Here is a 16,385-nt window from a genome sequence, read left to right as displayed (position 1 = left end):
TGAGCAAAGGGTTCGGCGCGCCCATCCTGCATGAACCACAGAAAGGCACGCTCATGAGCATGACCGGAGTCCCACTGAACGCCTCGCCAGGCTCCGGCGAGAACGTCCTCTCGCCATATACACGCTTCTCTGCAATGCCTAGCGCACAGGGTCTATACGATCCTGCCGCCGAAAAAGACGCTTGCGGTTTGGCAATGATCGCGTCGCTGAAGAACGAATCCAGCCACGAGATCGTCGCCCACGCACTAACGGCACTGCGCCGCTTGGAACACCGTGGCGCTATCGGCGCCGACGAAGGCACCGGCGACGGTGCAGGCATCCTGCTGCATATGCCCGACGCATTTTTGCGCAGCGCCACCAACTTCGCGCTCCCATCTGCCGGCGCCTACGCCGTAGGTATGGGCTTCCTTCCTGCCGAGACCAAAGAGCGCGAATTTGCTCAGTCCGAGCTGGAAACGCTGGCCGCGGAAGAAAACCTTTCGGTGCTCGGCTGGCGCGAAGTGCCCGTTGACTCCTCCGTGCTCGGCGCCTCAGCACGCAAGGTCATGCCATACATCACTCAGTTCTTCGTCGCCGGTCCGACCGGTGCACCAGCACTGAGCAGCCGCGAACTAGACGCCGCCGCCTGGCGCATCCGTCGTCGCGCGCACAACAAGATGGGCATCTACTTCGCTTCGTTCTCCGCGCAGTCCATCGTGTACAAGGGCATGGTTTCTACCGCGCAGCTTGAACCGTTTTACCCGGATCTGTCGAACACCGACTTCGCCAGCCGTTGTGCGATCGTGCACTCACGCTTCTCCACCAACACCTTCCCATCGTGGCCGCTGGCTCAGCCCTTCCGCACCATCGCGCACAATGGCGAGATCAACACGGTTAAGGGCAACCGCAACTGGATGCGCGCCCGCCAGTCAACTCTGGAATCCGAATTGCTCGGCGAGGTCCCCGAAGAGCTGTTCCCGATCTGCACCCCAGGTGCATCGGACTCCGCTTCCTTCGACGAGGTCGCTGAAATGCTGATGCTTTCGGGACGCAACGTCACCGAAGCGATCATGATGATGATCCCGCAGCCGTGGGAAAACGACACTCAGATGGACGCCGATCTGCGCGCCTTCTACCAGTACCACTCGATGCTCATCGAGCCTTGGGATGGTCCGGCAGCCGTTTGTTTCACCGACGGCCAGATGGCCGGAGCGGTGCTGGACCGTAACGGTCTGCGCCCGGCTCGCTGGTGGGTTACCGACGATGATTTGGTAGTGCTTGCCAGTGAGGTCGGCGTGATCGACGTTGCCGAAGAGCACATTGTGTCCAAGGGCCGTGTGGCTCCGGGCAAGATGTTTGCCGTGGATTTGAATGCCGGCCGCATCGTTGAAGACTCCGAAATCAAGGCCGAGGTTGCCGCCTCCAAGCCATGGCGTGAATGGGTTTCGCAAAACCTGAAGACCCTTGCGGACTTCCCGGATCTGGAACACGTACGCCACAACTCGGCCTCGGTGTTGCTGCGCCAGCTCACCTTCGGTTACACCACCGAAGAGCTGCGCGTGCTTTTGGCTCCGATGGCCACCACCGGCGCTGAGCCGCTGGCCGCCATGGGTACCGATACGCCCATTGCTGCACTGGCCGATCGCGCGCGCCTGCTCTTTGACTACTTCACCCAGTCCTTCGCACAGGTCACCAATCCACCGCTGGATGCCATCCGCGAAGAGTTGGTCACCTCCATGCACACCACCATCGGCCCAGATGGCAACCTGCTGAGCCTGGATAAGGTGCCGCAGTCGCAGATCGCACTGGACTACCCGGTATTGACCAACGACCAGTTGGCCAAGATCGTAAACTTGCGCGATGCCAAGGGTTCCAAGCTGTCGCTGAAGGTCCGTGGCCTGTACCGCCCGGCCGGTGGCGAGTCTGAACTGCGCGCGCGCCTGCAGGAAATCTGCGAAAAGGTCTCCGCTGCGGTCAACCGTGGAGTGCGCTACATCGTGCTCTCGGACCGTGATTCGTCGGCTGCCTGGGCGCCGATCCCATCGCTGTTGCTGACCAGCGCCGTCCACCACCACCTGCTCAAGAGCTCCAACCGCACCCGTGCGTCGCTGATCATCGAATCCGGCGACGCCCGCGAAGTGCACCATATTGCGGTATTGATCGGTTACGGCGCCGCCGCGATCAACCCATACCTGGCTTTGGAATCGGTCGAGCAGATGGCTGAAGAAGGCGAACTGCCCGGCATTGACGGCGCTACCGCCAGCTCCAACTTGATGAAGGCCCTGGGCAAGGGCGTACTGAAGATCATGTCCAAAATGGGCATTTCCACGGTCTCCAGCTACTGCGGCGCCCAGACCTTTGAGGCGGTTGGCCTCTCCCAGCGCGTGGTTGACCAGTACTTCACCGGTACCACCACCAAGCTTTCTGGCATCGAACTGGATGTGGTGGCCGCCGAGGCTGCTGAACGCCACGCTCGTGCCTACCCAGAACTCGACGGCAGCTCGCAGGCCAATGAGTTGGAAACCGGTGGCGAGTACCAGTGGCGCCGCTCCGGCCCGCCACACCTCTTTGACCCACAGACCGTCTTCCGCCTGCAGCACTCCACCCGCACCCGTCGCTACGACGTGTTCAAGGAGTACACCAAGGCTGTGGACGATCAGGCCGCTGAGCTCAAGACCCTGCGCGGTCTGATGAAGCTGAAGACCGAAGGCATCACCCCGATCGACATCGATCAGGTGGAGCCGGTCTCCGAAATTGTTAAGCGTTTTGCCACCGGTGCGATGAGCTACGGCTCGATCTCCGCCGAGGCACACGAGACGCTGGCGATCGCCATGAACCGGCTGGGCGGCAAGTCCAACACCGGTGAAGGCGGCGAGGATCCGGAGCGTCTGCTCGATCCTGAGCGTCGCAGTGCGGTCAAGCAGATCGCCTCGGGCCGCTTCGGCGTCACCAGCTTGTACCTGACCAACGCCGATGACATCCAGATCAAGATGGCTCAGGGCGCCAAGCCAGGCGAGGGTGGCCAGCTGATGAGCCAGAAGCTGTACCCTTGGGTGGCTAAGACTCGTCACTCCACCCCGGGTGTTGGGCTGATTTCCCCGCCTCCGCACCACGACATCTACTCGATTGAGGACTTGGCGCAGCTGATCCACGATGCAAAGTGCTCCAATCCGAGCGCGCGTGTGCACGTGAAGCTGGTCTCCGAGTCCGGTATCGGTACCGTGGCTGCCGGTGTAGCCAAGGCCAAGGCCGACGTAGTGCTGATTTCCGGGCACGACGGCGGCACCGGTGCCTCACCGATGAACTCACTGAAGCACGCGGGCACCCCGTGGGAGCTCGGCCTGGCCGAAGCTCAGCAGACGCTGATCCTCAACGGTTTGCGTGACCGCGTCACCGTGCAGGTTGACGGCCAGCTGAAGACCGGCCGCGACGTACTGATCGGCGCCCTATTGGGTGCCGAGGAGTTCGGCTTTGCGACCGCACCGCTGGTGGTTTCGGGCTGCATCATGATGCGCGTCTGCCACTTGGACACCTGCCCTGTGGGCGTGGCCACGCAGAACCCTGTGCTGCGTGAACGCTTCAGTGGCAAGGCCGAATTTGTGGTGAACTTCTTCGAGTTCATCGCTCAAGAGGTCCGCGAACTGCTCGCTTCCTTGGGTGCACGCACCCTGGACGAAGTGATCGGTCGCGTTGAACTGCTCGAAACTGACGCTGCCCAGGTTGGTGCGCACCGCAAGGTGACCGGGTTGGCGCTGGATGCCATCACCCACGAACCAGCGGTAGAAGTTGCTGCGCGTCGTCGCCGCATCAGCCAGGACCACGGTTTGGATAAGCACCTGGATCAGCGTTTGTTGGCTGCTGCCGCTCCGGCACTAGCCGATCGCATTCCGGTAACCATCGATGCGGACATCGTAAACACCGACCGTTCGGTGGGAACCCTGCTTGGCCACCACGTCACCAAGACCTTCGCACTGGAGATCTTGGACGAGGACACCATCACGGTGAACCTCGCAGGACGAGCCGGTCAGTCACTCGGCGCCTTCCTGCCAGCGGGTATTACGCTGAGCCTGGATGGCGACGCGAACGACTACGTTGGCAAGGGCCTGTCGGGCGGCAAGATCGTCATCCACCCACCAACGAGCACCATTTCGGCTCCTGAGCAGCAGGTGATCGCCGGTAACGTGGTTGGTTACGGCGCCACCAGTGGTTCGATGTTCATCAACGGTATGGTCGGCGAACGCTTCGCGGTGCGTAACTCCGGGGCGAGCATCGTCACCGAAGGCATTGGCGAACACGGTTGTGAGTACATGACCGGCGGCGAAGTGCTGATCTTGGGGGACACCGGACGTAACTTTGGTGCTGGCTTCTCCGGCGGTGTGGCATGGGTTGTGGACTTTGATACGGACAAGATCAACCCATTGGCCGCAAGCCAGGGGGATCTGTTGATCAACCCGATTTCCGATGCCGAAGCACAGCGCATTCACCAATTGCTCACCGAGCACATCGCACACACTGCTTCGCCACTGGCGCAGCGCCTGGTGCTGAATTGGGAAGACACCCGTACCCGCATCACCAGCATCACCCCGCGCGACTTTGCTGCGGTACGGCAGGTGCGTAGTGACGCGGAAGCCAACGGGCAGAACCCAGATTCGCCACAGGTATGGAACAAGATTTTGGAGGTGACCCGTGGCTGATCCACGCGGATTCCTGAAGGTGACCGAGCGTGTCACCCAACCCAAGCGCCCGGTACCGGTGCGATTGATGGACTACAAAGAGGTTGTTGAACGCCAGAAAGACGGGACCTTGCAGCAGCAGGCTTCCCGTTGCATGGACTGCGGCATCCCGTTCTGCCATCAGGGCTGCCCACTGGGCAACCTGATTCCAGAGTTCAACGATCTGACCTACCGTGGTCGTAAGGATGAGGCGGCAGCTCGACTGCTTTCCACCAACAACTTCCCGGAACTCACCGGTAAGCTGTGCCCGGCCCCTTGTGAGTCATCCTGCGTGCTCGGAATCAACCAGCCAGCGGTGACAATCAAGCAGGTTGAGGCTGAACTTGCAGGTCACCTGATGGACCAGGGCGACTTTGTACCGCAGCCACCAGCTCGCCACACCGAACACCGTGTCGCCATTGTTGGTTCGGGCCCAGCCGGTCTGGCCGCTGCCCAGCAGCTGACCCGCGCAGGTCACACGGTTGCCGTGTACGAGCGCGACGAAGCCATCGGCGGTCTGCTGCGCTTTGGTATCCCAGACTTCAAGCTGGAAAAGCAGGTGATCGACCTGCGCCTGGATCAGATGCGTGATGAAGGTACGATCTTCCGCACCGGCATCGAAATCGGTAAGGACATCACCTGGGAGCAGCTGCGTCGTGACTACGACGCGGTGATTGTCGCCACCGGTGCGACCGTTCCGCGTGAACTGCCCATCGAAGGAAACCAGCTCGACGGCGTGCACCACGCCATGGAGTTCCTCACCGAGAACAACCGTGTGGTTGCTGGTACCTCCAGCGTGCGCACCATCGACGCCAAGGGCAAGCATGTTGTTGTCCTTGGTGGTGGTGACACAGGTTCGGACTGTATCGGTACCGCTCTGCGTCAGGGCGCTGCCAGCGTGACGACCTTGGCGATCGGCAAGCAGCCGGGCACCGAGCGTAGCGAACTGCACCCTTGGCCGACCATGCCGGTGCTCTTTGAAGTGCAGTCATCGCACGAAGAAGGTGGCGAGCGCACCTATTTGGCTTCCACTGTGAACTTTGTCGCCGGTGAGGGAACTAAGCAGAATAAGGTGATCGGTGTTACAGTTGCAGAGACAGAATTTGTTGCTGGCAAGCGCCTCCCGAAGTCTGGAACCGAACGCGTAATCAAAGCTGATTTGGTTCTGCTTGCCCTCGGGTTCACCGGTCCGGAAGCTTCCGGACTGGACGAACAGGTCAGTATCGAATTCGACAACCGGGGCAACGTCGCCCGAGATGGCTACTACATGACGAATACCGAATCGGTGTTCGTCGCCGGAGATGCCGGTCGGGGACAGTCGCTGATCGTGTGGGCTATCGCTGAAGGTCGCGCTTGCGCCGCCTCGGTCGATAAATTCCTCATGGGCTCGACAATTCTTCCAGCACCGGTAGCTCCAACCGATAGGGCCATCAGCATCATTTGAGTGACGTAGGCTTAAATGCGGCGCATCCGATTGTGGATGGGCCGCATTTTGCCTGTGTGGACAAGAAAGGCATTTGGCTGACGGAATGAGACGCGCAAAGATTGTAGCAACCTGGGGTCCAGCCCTAGCAAGCTACGAAAACACTGTAGCGGTACTAAATGCGGGCGTAGACGTCGCGCGCTTAAACATGAGCCATGGAGATCACTCCATGCACGCACAATCGTTGGCGAACGTGCGTAACGCAGCGGCTGAGATCGGCCGCGCGGTCGGTGTTTTTGCCGACCTGCAGGGTCCTAAGATCCGCTTGGGGCGCTTTAAGGGTGACGCGAAGTACATCCTGGAGGCGGGCGAAGAATTCACCATCACCATTGATGACGTGGAAGGCACCCGTAACCTGTGCTCGACCACCTTCAAAGGTCTGCCAAACGACGTGAAGGCAGGGGACTTCCTGCTCATCAACGATGGCAAGGTAAAGCTCAAGGCCATCTCGGTCGATGCAACCTCCGTGCATTCCGAGGTAGTCGTCGGCGGCGAAGTGTCCAATAACAAGGGCATCAACCTGCCAGGCGTTGCAGTGAACGTTCCTGCACTGAGTGAAAAGGATGAGGACGACCTGCGCTGGGCACTGCGTGCCGGCATCGACATGGTTGCACTGTCCTTCGTGCGCAACGCCGAAGACATTTCGCGCGTGCACGAAATTATGGACGAAGAAGGTCGTCGCGTCCCAGTGATCGCGAAGATCGAGAAGCCACAGGCTGTGGCTGCCCTTGAAGAAATCGTCGACGCTTTTGACTCCATCATGGTCGCCCGCGGAGACTTGGGTGTAGAACTGCCACTGGAAGAAGTTCCACTGGTGCAGAAGCGCGCCGTTGAATTGGCTCGTCGCTGGGCTAAGCCAGTGATCGTTGCTACCCAGGTGCTTGAGTCGATGATTGAGTCGCCAACTCCTACCCGCGCTGAAGCATCTGACTGCGCTAACGCCGTGCTTGACGGTGCCGACGCTGTCATGCTTTCGGGGGAGACCTCGGTTGGTGCTTACCCGGTCGAAACCGTGGAAACCATGTCCCGCATCATCTCTTCCACCGAAGAGCATGGTCTGGATCGTATCCCACGCTTGGGTTCTCAGCCTAAGACCACCGGTGGCGCTATTACCCGTGCTGCTGTGGAGATCGCCGATCAGGTTGACGCAAAGTACATCGTTGCGTTCACCCAGTCCGGTGACTCGGCACGTCGTCTTTCGCGACTGCGCCCAAAGAAGCCGGTTTTGGCTTTCACCCCGTTGCAGCAGACCTACAACATCATGACCCTGATGTGGGGCGTTCAGGCACGTTTGGTTGCCTACGCTGACCACACGGACAAGATGACTGCTCAGGTGGACGAAGCGCTGCTTAGCGAAGGTTTGGCCGAGGTCAACGACGTTGTCTGCATTGCTGCCGGTTCCCCTCCGGGACAGGCCGGCTCGACCAACTCGATTCGCGTACACAAGATCGGCGATCTGGCAGACGCTGGACAGCTGGTCGACGGCAAGCCAATGCCTGCCCGCGAAAAGGTTGGACCATGGGCACCGGAGAATGTTTCAACTCCTGAGTCCCTCTAGCATCTAGCTTTTACGCTGATGCCTTAAAAGATCCGCTTCTGTTCACCTTCCGGTGGGCAGGGGCGGAACTTTTTGTGCATAGAGGCAAAAGACCGTTGCTGTGGACTCGGTCACAGCCAAGGTGATTCTGAGCATGAAAAAACCACTGGACCAGAGAAAATCTCCGGTCCAGCGGTTTCTAAATTGTGCCCAAGGTGGGACTCGAACCCGCTTGACCTGCTCTTTTAGCAGTAATCTTTTATTTTTTTCGTGTGGTTCCGTGGGGAACCGTTGGGAAGTATCGCGTTCTATTTCCCAATTTGTTGACCGCGTCAACATGCATTTGGGGCATGCTTTCGTGGGTCAAACGTGTTTGTTCATGATCTTCGTGAGGCGTGCCCGGACGCGTTCGCGGTCGGCCCTCGGGCCGCGCTCCTCTGGCCAGGCTTCTAGCCAGTCAGAGAGCAGCTTGATGGCCTTGTCCGGCTGCTTGAGGCGAAGGTAGATCGTGGCGGCTTTCATCGACCAGTAGGGCTGCGGCTCGCGCTTGTCGTATTGGGCCAGGCGGTGAGTGATCGGGATGATTTCTTCATAGAGCTCCAGGAGCTTCTCCCACTGCTTGTCCGCTTCCCACTCAATCATCTGCTGGAAGTGGTCGTTGATGTCCTTGCCTCGGACTGTTCGAGCTTCCCAGAGGTACTCGCCGTTGATCTGGTTGATCAGCTCGTCGACTTTGTCGAGGTCTGGGCTGGGATTGTCCTCCATGGCTATGTGGCGAGCCGGTTGGCGTTGATGAATTCCCTGACGATGCTTACGACGAGCGACTTCTGGTTGTCTGTCAGCTTCTCGGCGCCATTGGGCAGGGCGATTGCCTGGCGGGTGATTCCTTCTTGCAGGAAGCCGAGGGAGACGGAGCAGGCATCGACGATGTCTTGCTCTGTGACGGATAGTCCTTTGGCGAGGCCTTTGATGCTGTTCACGGCGGGGTAGCTTTCTATGCCCTCTTTGACCATTGCTGAAAGCCGTCCCGTGCTGGGGATTCCGTCGCAGTCGTCGGAGAGCTCTTTGTAAGTTCGTCTGCCGCGCAGTTCGGTGATGAGCTGCTCAATAGGCTTTGCCATAGCTTGTTACTCCAATGAGGATGATGGTGCGGGTTGGGTCCTATCAGGGTTTAATTCTTTCAATACCAATAGTGAACCGTCTAGCGACACGCCCTATTTTTCTTGCTGAACAGGATGCGTCACATAGTCAAAAGCAATAGTAGTTAGTCATTAAATTCTTGTTCGAGTAACGAGATACTCTTGTTGAAGAGTTGCGATGTTGCCGTTGATTCTCATAGAATTTCTGGTAGCAATGCGTGGACTTGGGCCACTGAACTCGAAGGTCAAATGAATGAAACTACGTAATCCGCAGGTGCTGCGTGAGCTGACCAAAACGGGAACCGATAGGCGTATCACCATTTCCCAGCTGGCGCGGAAATCCGAGGTCTCCGAGGGGATGATCTACCACTTGCTCAACCGGCGGCACGAAGTCACGGTGCCCGTTGCCCAAAGGATCGCCAGTGCGGCAGGCGTCAGGTATGAGGTTCTCTTCCTGTGCGATCCCATGAATTCGAAAGTGGGCATGAGCGAATGAGCGTCCTGGATCTGTATTCCCCAGAGGAGGCTTCGGGGCTCATGCGCAATCAGGTTTCACCCCACACGCTCAGGCGTCTGGCTAGGGAGAACAAGATAGATTGCGTCCGCGGAGAGCGTTCCAAGATTCTTTTCACGGAGGCGCACTTGGAGGGGCTGATTGAAACCTGGACGCAGCGTGCAGAGTCGCCGCAGGTTAAAGCCCCTGGGCTCGACTTAGCATTCCAAGGAACGTCCAGATCGCGCAAGGCGAGGGGCGTCTAGATAAGCGAAAAGCGGCAAGAGGTCACCCGAACAAGGTTTGCTTGCCGCTTTTCTGCGCATCCAGTAACCAGCTGTATTGCGCGGTGCGCCACGCGGCGGGGAGACGGAGATCAACCCTCACGATAGGCGCGGGCAGGTTGGAGAACCATCCCCACCTGCCCTTCAAGATTATCAGTGCCGTGAACCGGTTTTCGGTGAGTGGCGCAAACAGCAGGGTTACTCCATTCAGTGGCTCTTGGTAGAAATTACGAATTTCCTGCCAAACGGGAATTGTCTGTGTAGAGTTCTTGTTGCGGGCAACAAGATAACCAACCGCAAACCCGAACAAGGACCAAGGGCCTCACCAGCCCGAACCGCCCAACCAGCGGAACCCAAGAATGGAGAACCACATGTCGCATCTGCGGCTTAAGGCCAAGTACACCCAAAATCAGATTCACGCACGGCGTGAACGGGTCAAGCACTTCCTCATCGGCGCACTGATCCTCGCCGCGTTCATCATCACCGGACTTATCGAGGGTGGTGCGCTGTAATGACCTCACAGGTACACACCCCACAGGAAACTGCTGACCGCGCCAATTACGCGTGCCCAGGAGCAACCTTGATCCTGCGAGCCGACGCGGCTCAGGAAGAGTGGCTGGAGGTCCGCAAGCAAGGCATAGGCGGTTCGGATGTCTCGTCCATCGTCGGTCTGAACCGATGGGGCAGCGCTTACGAAACCTGGTCCGTCAAGCGGGGCTACTCCGACGGCCCGGCCTACAACCACGCCATGCGCATGGGGCACCTCCTGGAACCAGTGATTCGCACCCTGTTCGTGGAGGACACAGGCATCAAGGTTCGCCAAGCTGGTCTGATGCGCTCCAAGGAGCATCCCTTCATGCAGTGCACCGTAGATGGGCTCACCCCGGACGGCGGAATATTCGAAGCCAAGTCCTCGACTGGCTGTGTGTGATCAGATAAAAGTAGGCCACTTCAGCATCAAAAGTAGGCCACTTCAGCGGCCTAATTCAGGCCACTTCAGTAGAAGATATGGGCCAGTGAAACCACAAGGATCCTGGCCGCTGATGATCACACCAGAAGACAAGACGAACCACAACACTCCACAGCGTTCAACCCCAGTGGAGCCACTCAACGAGATCAATTCTCCAGGGGGTGAACGCAAAAGAAACATGGGACCGTCTTGCTTCACGATAAATTCCTAACCGACACCCAACCCAGATGTTTGCAGACAATCAACCGGGTGCTGGAAAGGAAACGAAAGAGAAGTGACGGTACCCATGTCCGTTCAAGAACGTATCAGGAAACTTGACTCCCAGGGAGTCTCCGGCCGTGAAATCGCCCGGCTCGTAGGCTTATCGCGTGGCACGGTGGCGAAATACCTGAGAATCGATGATTACTCACCGAAACCGCCCTCGGCCCATCACCGCACCCGTCCGGTGCTCAGCGGGTTCGAATCCACGATTATCCGTTGGCTGGAAGACGACAAGAACGCCCCGCGCAAGCAACGGCATACCGCCGTGCGGATCTTCGAGCGGCTCACCGCTGAGGAAGGCTATGAAGGCACGTACTCGCCGGTGCAGCGTTTCGTGAAAAAATACCGTGCTGACCAGCAAAGCGTCAGCGACGGGTTCATGGAGCTTCAATGGCCGCCGGGCACGGTGCAAGTTGATTTCGGGCAAGCCGATGCCTTGATCGCCGGGCAGCGCCAGACCCTGCACATGTTGGTGGTGACGTTCCCGTACTCGAATATGCGTTTCGTCCAGGCCTACCGCGGTGAAACCGCTGAATGCGTGTGCCATGGATTGCGGAGCATCTTCGAGCAGGTCGGCGGGGTTCCTACGCTGATGGTCTTCGACAACGCTACCGGTATCGGGCGGCGGGTGCGCACGAGAATCACCGAGACGAAGCTTTTCGAGGCGTTCAAGAACCATTACCGTTCCGAGTCCCGGTTCTGCAATCCTGAGTCCGGGCATGAGAAGGGCAACGTGGAGAACGCTGTGGGATTCCTGCGGCGCAATATCATGGTCCCCATGCCAGCGGCCACGTCAATAGAGCAGCTGAACGAGCTATTGACCCAGCGTGCGGCCGGGTTCGCTGCGAGGAAGCACTGGAAGAAGCAGCTGACCAGCGAGGAACTGTTTTGCCAGGACCGCCAAGCGTTGCTGGCGCTGCCATCCTCCCGGTTCGACCCGGTGCAGTATGAGGCGCGCAAGGCCAACAAGTATGGGCATGTGCTTATCGCCCAGAACACGTATGCTGCCGGACCGCAGTTCGCGACCCGCCAGGTGATGGTGGGGCTGCGGCATGAGACCGTTGAATTGCTTGATGAGCACGGCCAGGTCATCCGTTCCTTCCCTCGGGTCTTCGGCCGCCATCCGGAAACAATCACCGAGCCGGAAATGGTGTTGGGCGCTTTGGCGCGCAAACCTGGAGGCTGGGCGAATTCACCGATTAGAGCGCAGTTCGCTGACCCGCTCAAGGACTGGATCGATACCGCTGATACCGGGGACCGGAGTGAGATCTTCGCTGCGTTGGACGACGCGTCGCAAGCAACCGGATTCCTCACGGCGTTGGACGCTGCAGAGCAACTCGTTCTTGATGGTGCTGATCCTTCCAAAGCGAGCCTGGGAATGCTGGCGCGCCGCATTGCCCAAGGCAGTGGATTCGAGTCAGGGATCGTGGACTTGGCTGTTTACGACCAGCTGTTCGCTGCGACTGCCGTGGAGCAGGACATCGTGGAAGTGGCCCCGGCAGCATGAGTTCCATTGACATCGATGACTTGCTTGAAGCAGGGCGAGCTGCGTCGTTGACGAGCACCGTGATGGAAGAGTTTGCCCGCAAGGGAACTCCGAAGCAGCGGGAATTCCTTTATGAATTACTCATGGCCGAGCAGGCTTCGCGTACGCACGCGCGTCGGGCGAGGCTGTTGCGTGCAGCCAAGCTACCGGCAATGAAGACGCTGGACGGGTATGACTTCACCGCGATCACTTTCCCTGCCGATTACGGCCGGGAGCAATTGACTGACTTGGACTTCCTTGGCCACGCGCAGGATCTGATTCTCTTCGGTGACGTGGGCACCGGCAAGACGCATTTGGCGACGGCGTTGGCGGTGGCTGCGTGCCGGCGAGGCATTCCGGCGAGGTTTTTCACCACTGCTGGGCTGGTGATGCAGTTGCGGCGGGCGAAGGCTGAGGGCCGGTTGGATAAGGAGCTGGCTTCGATTGCGAAGAACCAGTTGCTGGTCATTGACGAGTTCGGGTACCTGCCCATTGATGAGGAGGGCGCGAGATTGCTGTTTCAGGTCATTGCCGATGGGTATGAGAAACGCAGCTTGGTGCTGACCACGAATCTGGAGTTCAAGCGGTGGGGCATGGTGTTCGGAGATGAGAACATGGCCGCGGCGGTCATTGACCGGCTCGTGCACCACGGGCGGTTGCTGCAGTTCCGTGGCCAGTCGTATCGGGTGAAGAACGCGTTGATGAAATAAGCGACGGAACTAATGCACCATTGGCCGGTCAAGATTCCCGTGCTGGCTCAAGACGTTTTGGTCTTCGGCCAGCGCTGTGACCGGCAAGCGCTGAAATGGCGTACTTTTGAGCCGAAGTGGCCTACTTTTAAGCGCTTTAATGGCCTACTAAAACTTGACGAAACACACAGAAATTCACGACTGGGTGCCAGCCCAGATCAAACCAGCCAACGGCTAACCACCCGAGGCATTCCCAAGGGGCCCAACCAGCCCATCAAAAGATAGAAAGAGTCACCCGAACACCATGAGTCACTTCAAGCTCCTCGTCATTGGCGAAAACATCGAAGAACAGCTCGCGCCATACGATGAAAACCTGACGGTCGAACCACATGTGGACCCCGACTGGGACTACTTATCGGACCTGAATCACGCGCGTAAGTTCTACGCCGAACACCCGGAGCGCCTGCCGAAGAAGCCTAACGGCGATGCTCACACGCTCTTCACGATCAAAGACCTCGATCTCCTCCGCGACTACAACGAAGGCGAGGACATTCGAGAAGAGAACCGAGAGTACGTTCGATACACTACCTACAATCCCAAATCCAAGTGGGACTACTGGACGATCGGTGGCCGGTACTCCGGGACTTTCCGCATCAAAGACGGCGCAAACGCCGAAGACTACACCGCTTCGGCAGGCCACTGGTCCGACCCACTCCAGCGCGAGAAGCCTAACTACGCGGGGCGGGCAGACGCGGCACGGAAGCGGGCCATTGACTTCGAATCAATGGAAACGAGCGCCCGAGCAGACGGGCTGAAGAACTGGTTGACGTTGCAGGAAGCCACCGAGGGGATCGCACCGCCACAGCGTGATTGGTCAGCAACCCTGGCAGCCCACAAGGACGACGCCAACGCTGCCCGCGAGGAATGGCATTCGCACCCCTGGAATAAGGCCGCAAATGACGCTCGCCTCTGGGACGCATACGAACAATTCCACATGGGCGCAGACGACCCGATGCAGTCCTACCTCGAAGAACGCGTCGCGTTTGCTCGGGGAGGTTTCTACGCCGTCGTCCAAAACGGAGAATGGCAGGCCCAAGGAGAAATGGGCTGGTTCGGCATTTCCAACGACACAGTCGACTCGAAGAGCTGGTACAAGCAAGTCGCTCAAATCATCAGCGACCTGCCGCACGGCACCCTCCTGACCGTCGTCGATTGCCACATCTAGGCGCCGGCCATGAGCGACCACAGCCCAGAAGTAGAGCTACACGGCGCGACTGCCCAGCTCTACATCTCAGACCTTGACCAAGTCCTCGTCGCACACGTCGACACCATCGGAGTCCCCGACGGCACCAAGATCCGGGTGAACCTCAACGACGGCCGCATATGGGATGCCGACCCCGAACAGCACCACCACACCGAATGCACCTGCATCAACGGCCCGGCAGAGAATCCGCTGCCGGCCCCGGTGCCGGCCCTCGCCCACACCAGCCTCCAGGAGACCCAGTATGCACTTCCTTGACCACTTCCCGAACGCGCGCATGATCGACGCCAGCGAACTAAGCCAGGGCGACGTCTTCGCCTACACCCCATCCGGGCAAGCCGACGCCTACTGCGTCGTTGTGTTCGACCACTACGGCCCCGGTGGCCAGAAGATCACCAACGACGAAACCGTGATCTGGCCGACCGCTAACGGGTTCTACCTCATCGACCGACCTAAACCTGCCGCCCCAACCATCCCAGGCTCGATGATCCGCGTTACCGATAGCGGCAACTACCCGTCGAACATTGACGGCGAAGTCCTCATCTGCAACTCCTTCGGCGACTTCATCGGCCCGCACACCAGGCTCGGCCCGCACACCAGGCTCGGCCGGCACGCCATCAAAGCGTACAAAATCGTCTGGGAACAGGTCTGGTACACGCTGGTAGACCCTGACGACGTCGTGGACGCCGAAATCCCGCCAGCCGAGGGCGAACAATGCCAAGCCAAGCTGCCAGCAGGCCCCGTTCTAATCCACATCACCAATGGACCTCACAAGGGAACACTGATGCGTCGCACCCTCGACAGAAGTCACGACTTCCGAGGCATCACGATCGATGGAGCCTTCATTAGGCTATCCACGGACGAGGTCACAGCGTACGGCTGGGAAGCAGTAAAACACCTCCGCAACCAGGCGTTCTACGACGACCCGGCGTTCTAAACCACCCGCACAGTGCGTTGCCCCTTGCCTTGGGGGACAGGGGCAACGCACGCCCGCCCACCAGACCACGGAGCAACTCCACATGACTTTGCCGCCAGTCCTGGACCCCGCATCAGGCAGCCGAATGTTCTACTTCGACCCTGAAGACGAACGAGTCCTTTTCGGAGACATCCGAAGCGAAGAACACGTCCTCTGCGACGGACGCGCTCTCAACATCAACCCAGACGCATACACAGACTTCCGAAACCTCCCATTCCCGGACGAATCATTCCGAGTCGTCATTTTCGACCCACCACACCTGATCCGCGCTGGCCCCAAAAGCTGGCAGGCAGCCAAATACGGACGCCTGCACGCAGACACCTGGCGCGAAGACCTGCGCGCCGGATTCGCAGAATGCTTCCGTGTGCTCAAGGCAGAAGGCGTCCTGATCTTCAAATGGAACGAAACACAGATCAAAGTCCGGGAAATCCTTGCCCTCACCGACCAGAAACCTCTAGTCGGACACATGTCCGGAAAAGCAATGAAAACCCACTGGATCACCTTTATGAAAGCGAACCAATGATCACCCGAGAATTCATCAAAGCCCGCCTCATCGAAACGCTCACCAGCCCGACAGGCGCAGGCTCCGAGCTCGAAGAACCAGTGGTTCGACACGACGCGGGAACCTATATCGTGCTCGCTGGGGGAGACCACTCCATCGATATAGACCACCTCACCAGCGACGTGGAGCAGATCATCGCAGAATTTGAGGAGCGTGACCTCAATGGGTGACCTGTTCCCAAAGCCAGGAGAGAAACCCTGGAACCTCGACGCGTTCGGCCAACCCCGTTGGCAAGAACCAAAAGTGCGGAGGGTGCTCGTCGAACGCCGGCCAGAAAACTTGGAACTGGAACTAGCCCGGTTCGATGCCTTCCACGACCGTCTCGCAACCAAACTGCGTGAACTGGACAAGACCCACGTCATAGATCCCACCAGCCTGGTCATCGAAACCACCACGCACGAAGGCAACCCCGTCTACCGGGCCACCTATATCGCCAAACCCCGCACAAAGGAACTTTGAGCCGATGGACAAACGCAGTTAGTGAATGGGCCAGTTCAAGGATGTGCACCATCAA

The 16,385-nt window shown here is 59.0% G+C and carries 16 protein-coding genes; 14 read left to right on the top strand and 2 right to left on the bottom strand.

Translation table 11 applies throughout. From position 1 onward, the window contains the following. Positions 1-53: 53 nt before the first annotated feature. The 3 genes from gltB to pyk all read left to right on the top strand — a co-directional run bounded on the left by gltB (position 54) and on the right by pyk (position 7,732). Positions 54-4,673 carry a glutamate synthase large subunit gene (gene gltB / locus ACT3RW_RS09895; RefSeq protein WP_444614633.1) on the top strand — a complete coding sequence of 1,540 codons (4,620 nt, stop codon included), beginning with the start codon at positions 54-56 and terminating at the stop codon, positions 4,671-4,673. Beyond that, complete coding sequence (locus tag ACT3RW_RS09890; RefSeq protein ID WP_131088458.1) at positions 4,666-6,135, top strand: glutamate synthase subunit beta; 1,470 nt, start codon at positions 4,666-4,668, stop codon at positions 6,133-6,135. Before gltB ends, ACT3RW_RS09890 begins: the two co-directional genes overlap by 8 nt. An 85-nt stretch (positions 6,136-6,220) precedes the next feature. Beyond that, on the top strand, positions 6,221-7,732 hold the full coding sequence (gene pyk, locus ACT3RW_RS09885; RefSeq protein ID WP_131088457.1) for a pyruvate kinase: 1,512 nt from the start codon (positions 6,221-6,223) through the stop codon (positions 7,730-7,732). A gap of 342 nt (positions 7,733-8,074) precedes the next feature. Here pyk and ACT3RW_RS09880 read toward each other — a convergent pair whose 3' ends face one another. Continuing rightward, positions 8,075-8,476, bottom strand: coding sequence for a hypothetical protein (locus ACT3RW_RS09880; RefSeq protein ID WP_444613625.1), 402 nt, complete (start codon positions 8,474-8,476; stop codon positions 8,075-8,077). A 2-nt stretch (positions 8,477-8,478) separates the two neighbouring features. Then, positions 8,479-8,832 (bottom strand): hypothetical protein, encoded by a 354-nt coding sequence (locus tag ACT3RW_RS09875; protein ID WP_444613624.1) that lies wholly within the window; start codon positions 8,830-8,832, stop codon positions 8,479-8,481. Between the two features lie 271 nt (positions 8,833-9,103). Between ACT3RW_RS09875 and ACT3RW_RS09870 the strand changes: the two genes are divergently transcribed. From ACT3RW_RS09870 to ACT3RW_RS09820, 11 genes are all read left to right on the top strand, one after another. Further along, on the top strand, positions 9,104-9,346 hold the full coding sequence (locus tag ACT3RW_RS09870; RefSeq protein WP_444613623.1) for a helix-turn-helix domain-containing protein: 243 nt from the start codon (positions 9,104-9,106) through the stop codon (positions 9,344-9,346). 652 nt (positions 9,347-9,998) lie between these two features. Continuing rightward, positions 9,999-10,139, top strand: coding sequence for a hypothetical protein (locus tag ACT3RW_RS09865; protein WP_444613622.1), 141 nt, complete (start codon positions 9,999-10,001; stop codon positions 10,137-10,139). After that, on the top strand, positions 10,139-10,558 hold the full coding sequence (locus tag ACT3RW_RS09860; RefSeq protein ID WP_444613621.1) for a YqaJ viral recombinase family protein: 420 nt from the start codon (positions 10,139-10,141) through the stop codon (positions 10,556-10,558). Before ACT3RW_RS09865 ends, ACT3RW_RS09860 begins: the two co-directional genes overlap by 1 nt. 325 nt (positions 10,559-10,883) lie before the next feature. After that, positions 10,884-12,365, top strand: coding sequence for an IS21 family transposase (gene istA / locus ACT3RW_RS09855; protein WP_444613620.1), 1,482 nt, complete (start codon positions 10,884-10,886; stop codon positions 12,363-12,365). Then, positions 12,362-13,093, top strand: coding sequence for an IS21-like element helper ATPase IstB (gene istB, locus ACT3RW_RS09850; RefSeq protein WP_441688254.1), 732 nt, complete (start codon positions 12,362-12,364; stop codon positions 13,091-13,093). Before istA ends, istB begins: the two co-directional genes overlap by 4 nt. Positions 13,094-13,376: 283 nt before the next feature. Then, the gene (locus ACT3RW_RS09845; RefSeq protein ID WP_444613619.1) at positions 13,377-14,297 is read left to right on the top strand and encodes a hypothetical protein; all 921 of its coding nucleotides are present in this window, start codon (positions 13,377-13,379) and stop codon (positions 14,295-14,297) included. A 9-nt stretch (positions 14,298-14,306) separates the two neighbouring features. After that, complete coding sequence (locus ACT3RW_RS09840; RefSeq protein ID WP_444613618.1) at positions 14,307-14,591, top strand: hypothetical protein; 285 nt, start codon at positions 14,307-14,309, stop codon at positions 14,589-14,591. Then, positions 14,578-15,270 (top strand): hypothetical protein, encoded by a 693-nt coding sequence (locus ACT3RW_RS09835; RefSeq protein WP_444613617.1) that lies wholly within the window; start codon positions 14,578-14,580, stop codon positions 15,268-15,270. The genes ACT3RW_RS09840 and ACT3RW_RS09835 overlap by 14 nt, the downstream gene beginning before the upstream one ends. An 82-nt stretch (positions 15,271-15,352) precedes the next feature. Continuing rightward, the gene (locus ACT3RW_RS09830; RefSeq protein WP_444613616.1) at positions 15,353-15,832 is read left to right on the top strand and encodes a class I SAM-dependent methyltransferase; all 480 of its coding nucleotides are present in this window, start codon (positions 15,353-15,355) and stop codon (positions 15,830-15,832) included. Then, entirely contained in the window at positions 15,829-16,041 is a 213-nt protein-coding gene (locus ACT3RW_RS09825) for a hypothetical protein (RefSeq protein WP_444613615.1), read from the top strand. The genes ACT3RW_RS09830 and ACT3RW_RS09825 overlap by 4 nt, the downstream gene beginning before the upstream one ends. Next, entirely contained in the window at positions 16,034-16,330 is a 297-nt protein-coding gene (locus tag ACT3RW_RS09820; RefSeq protein WP_444613614.1) for a hypothetical protein, read from the top strand. The genes ACT3RW_RS09825 and ACT3RW_RS09820 overlap by 8 nt, the downstream gene beginning before the upstream one ends. Positions 16,331-16,385 lie beyond the last annotated feature (55 nt).

The organism is Glutamicibacter sp. AOP5-A2-18 (genome assembly GCF_052446055.1).
GTDB lineage: Bacteria > Actinomycetota > Actinomycetes > Actinomycetales > Micrococcaceae > Glutamicibacter.
The sequence above is the reverse complement of the archived record's forward strand: the minus strand, read 5'-3'. Positions and strand labels throughout refer to the sequence as shown.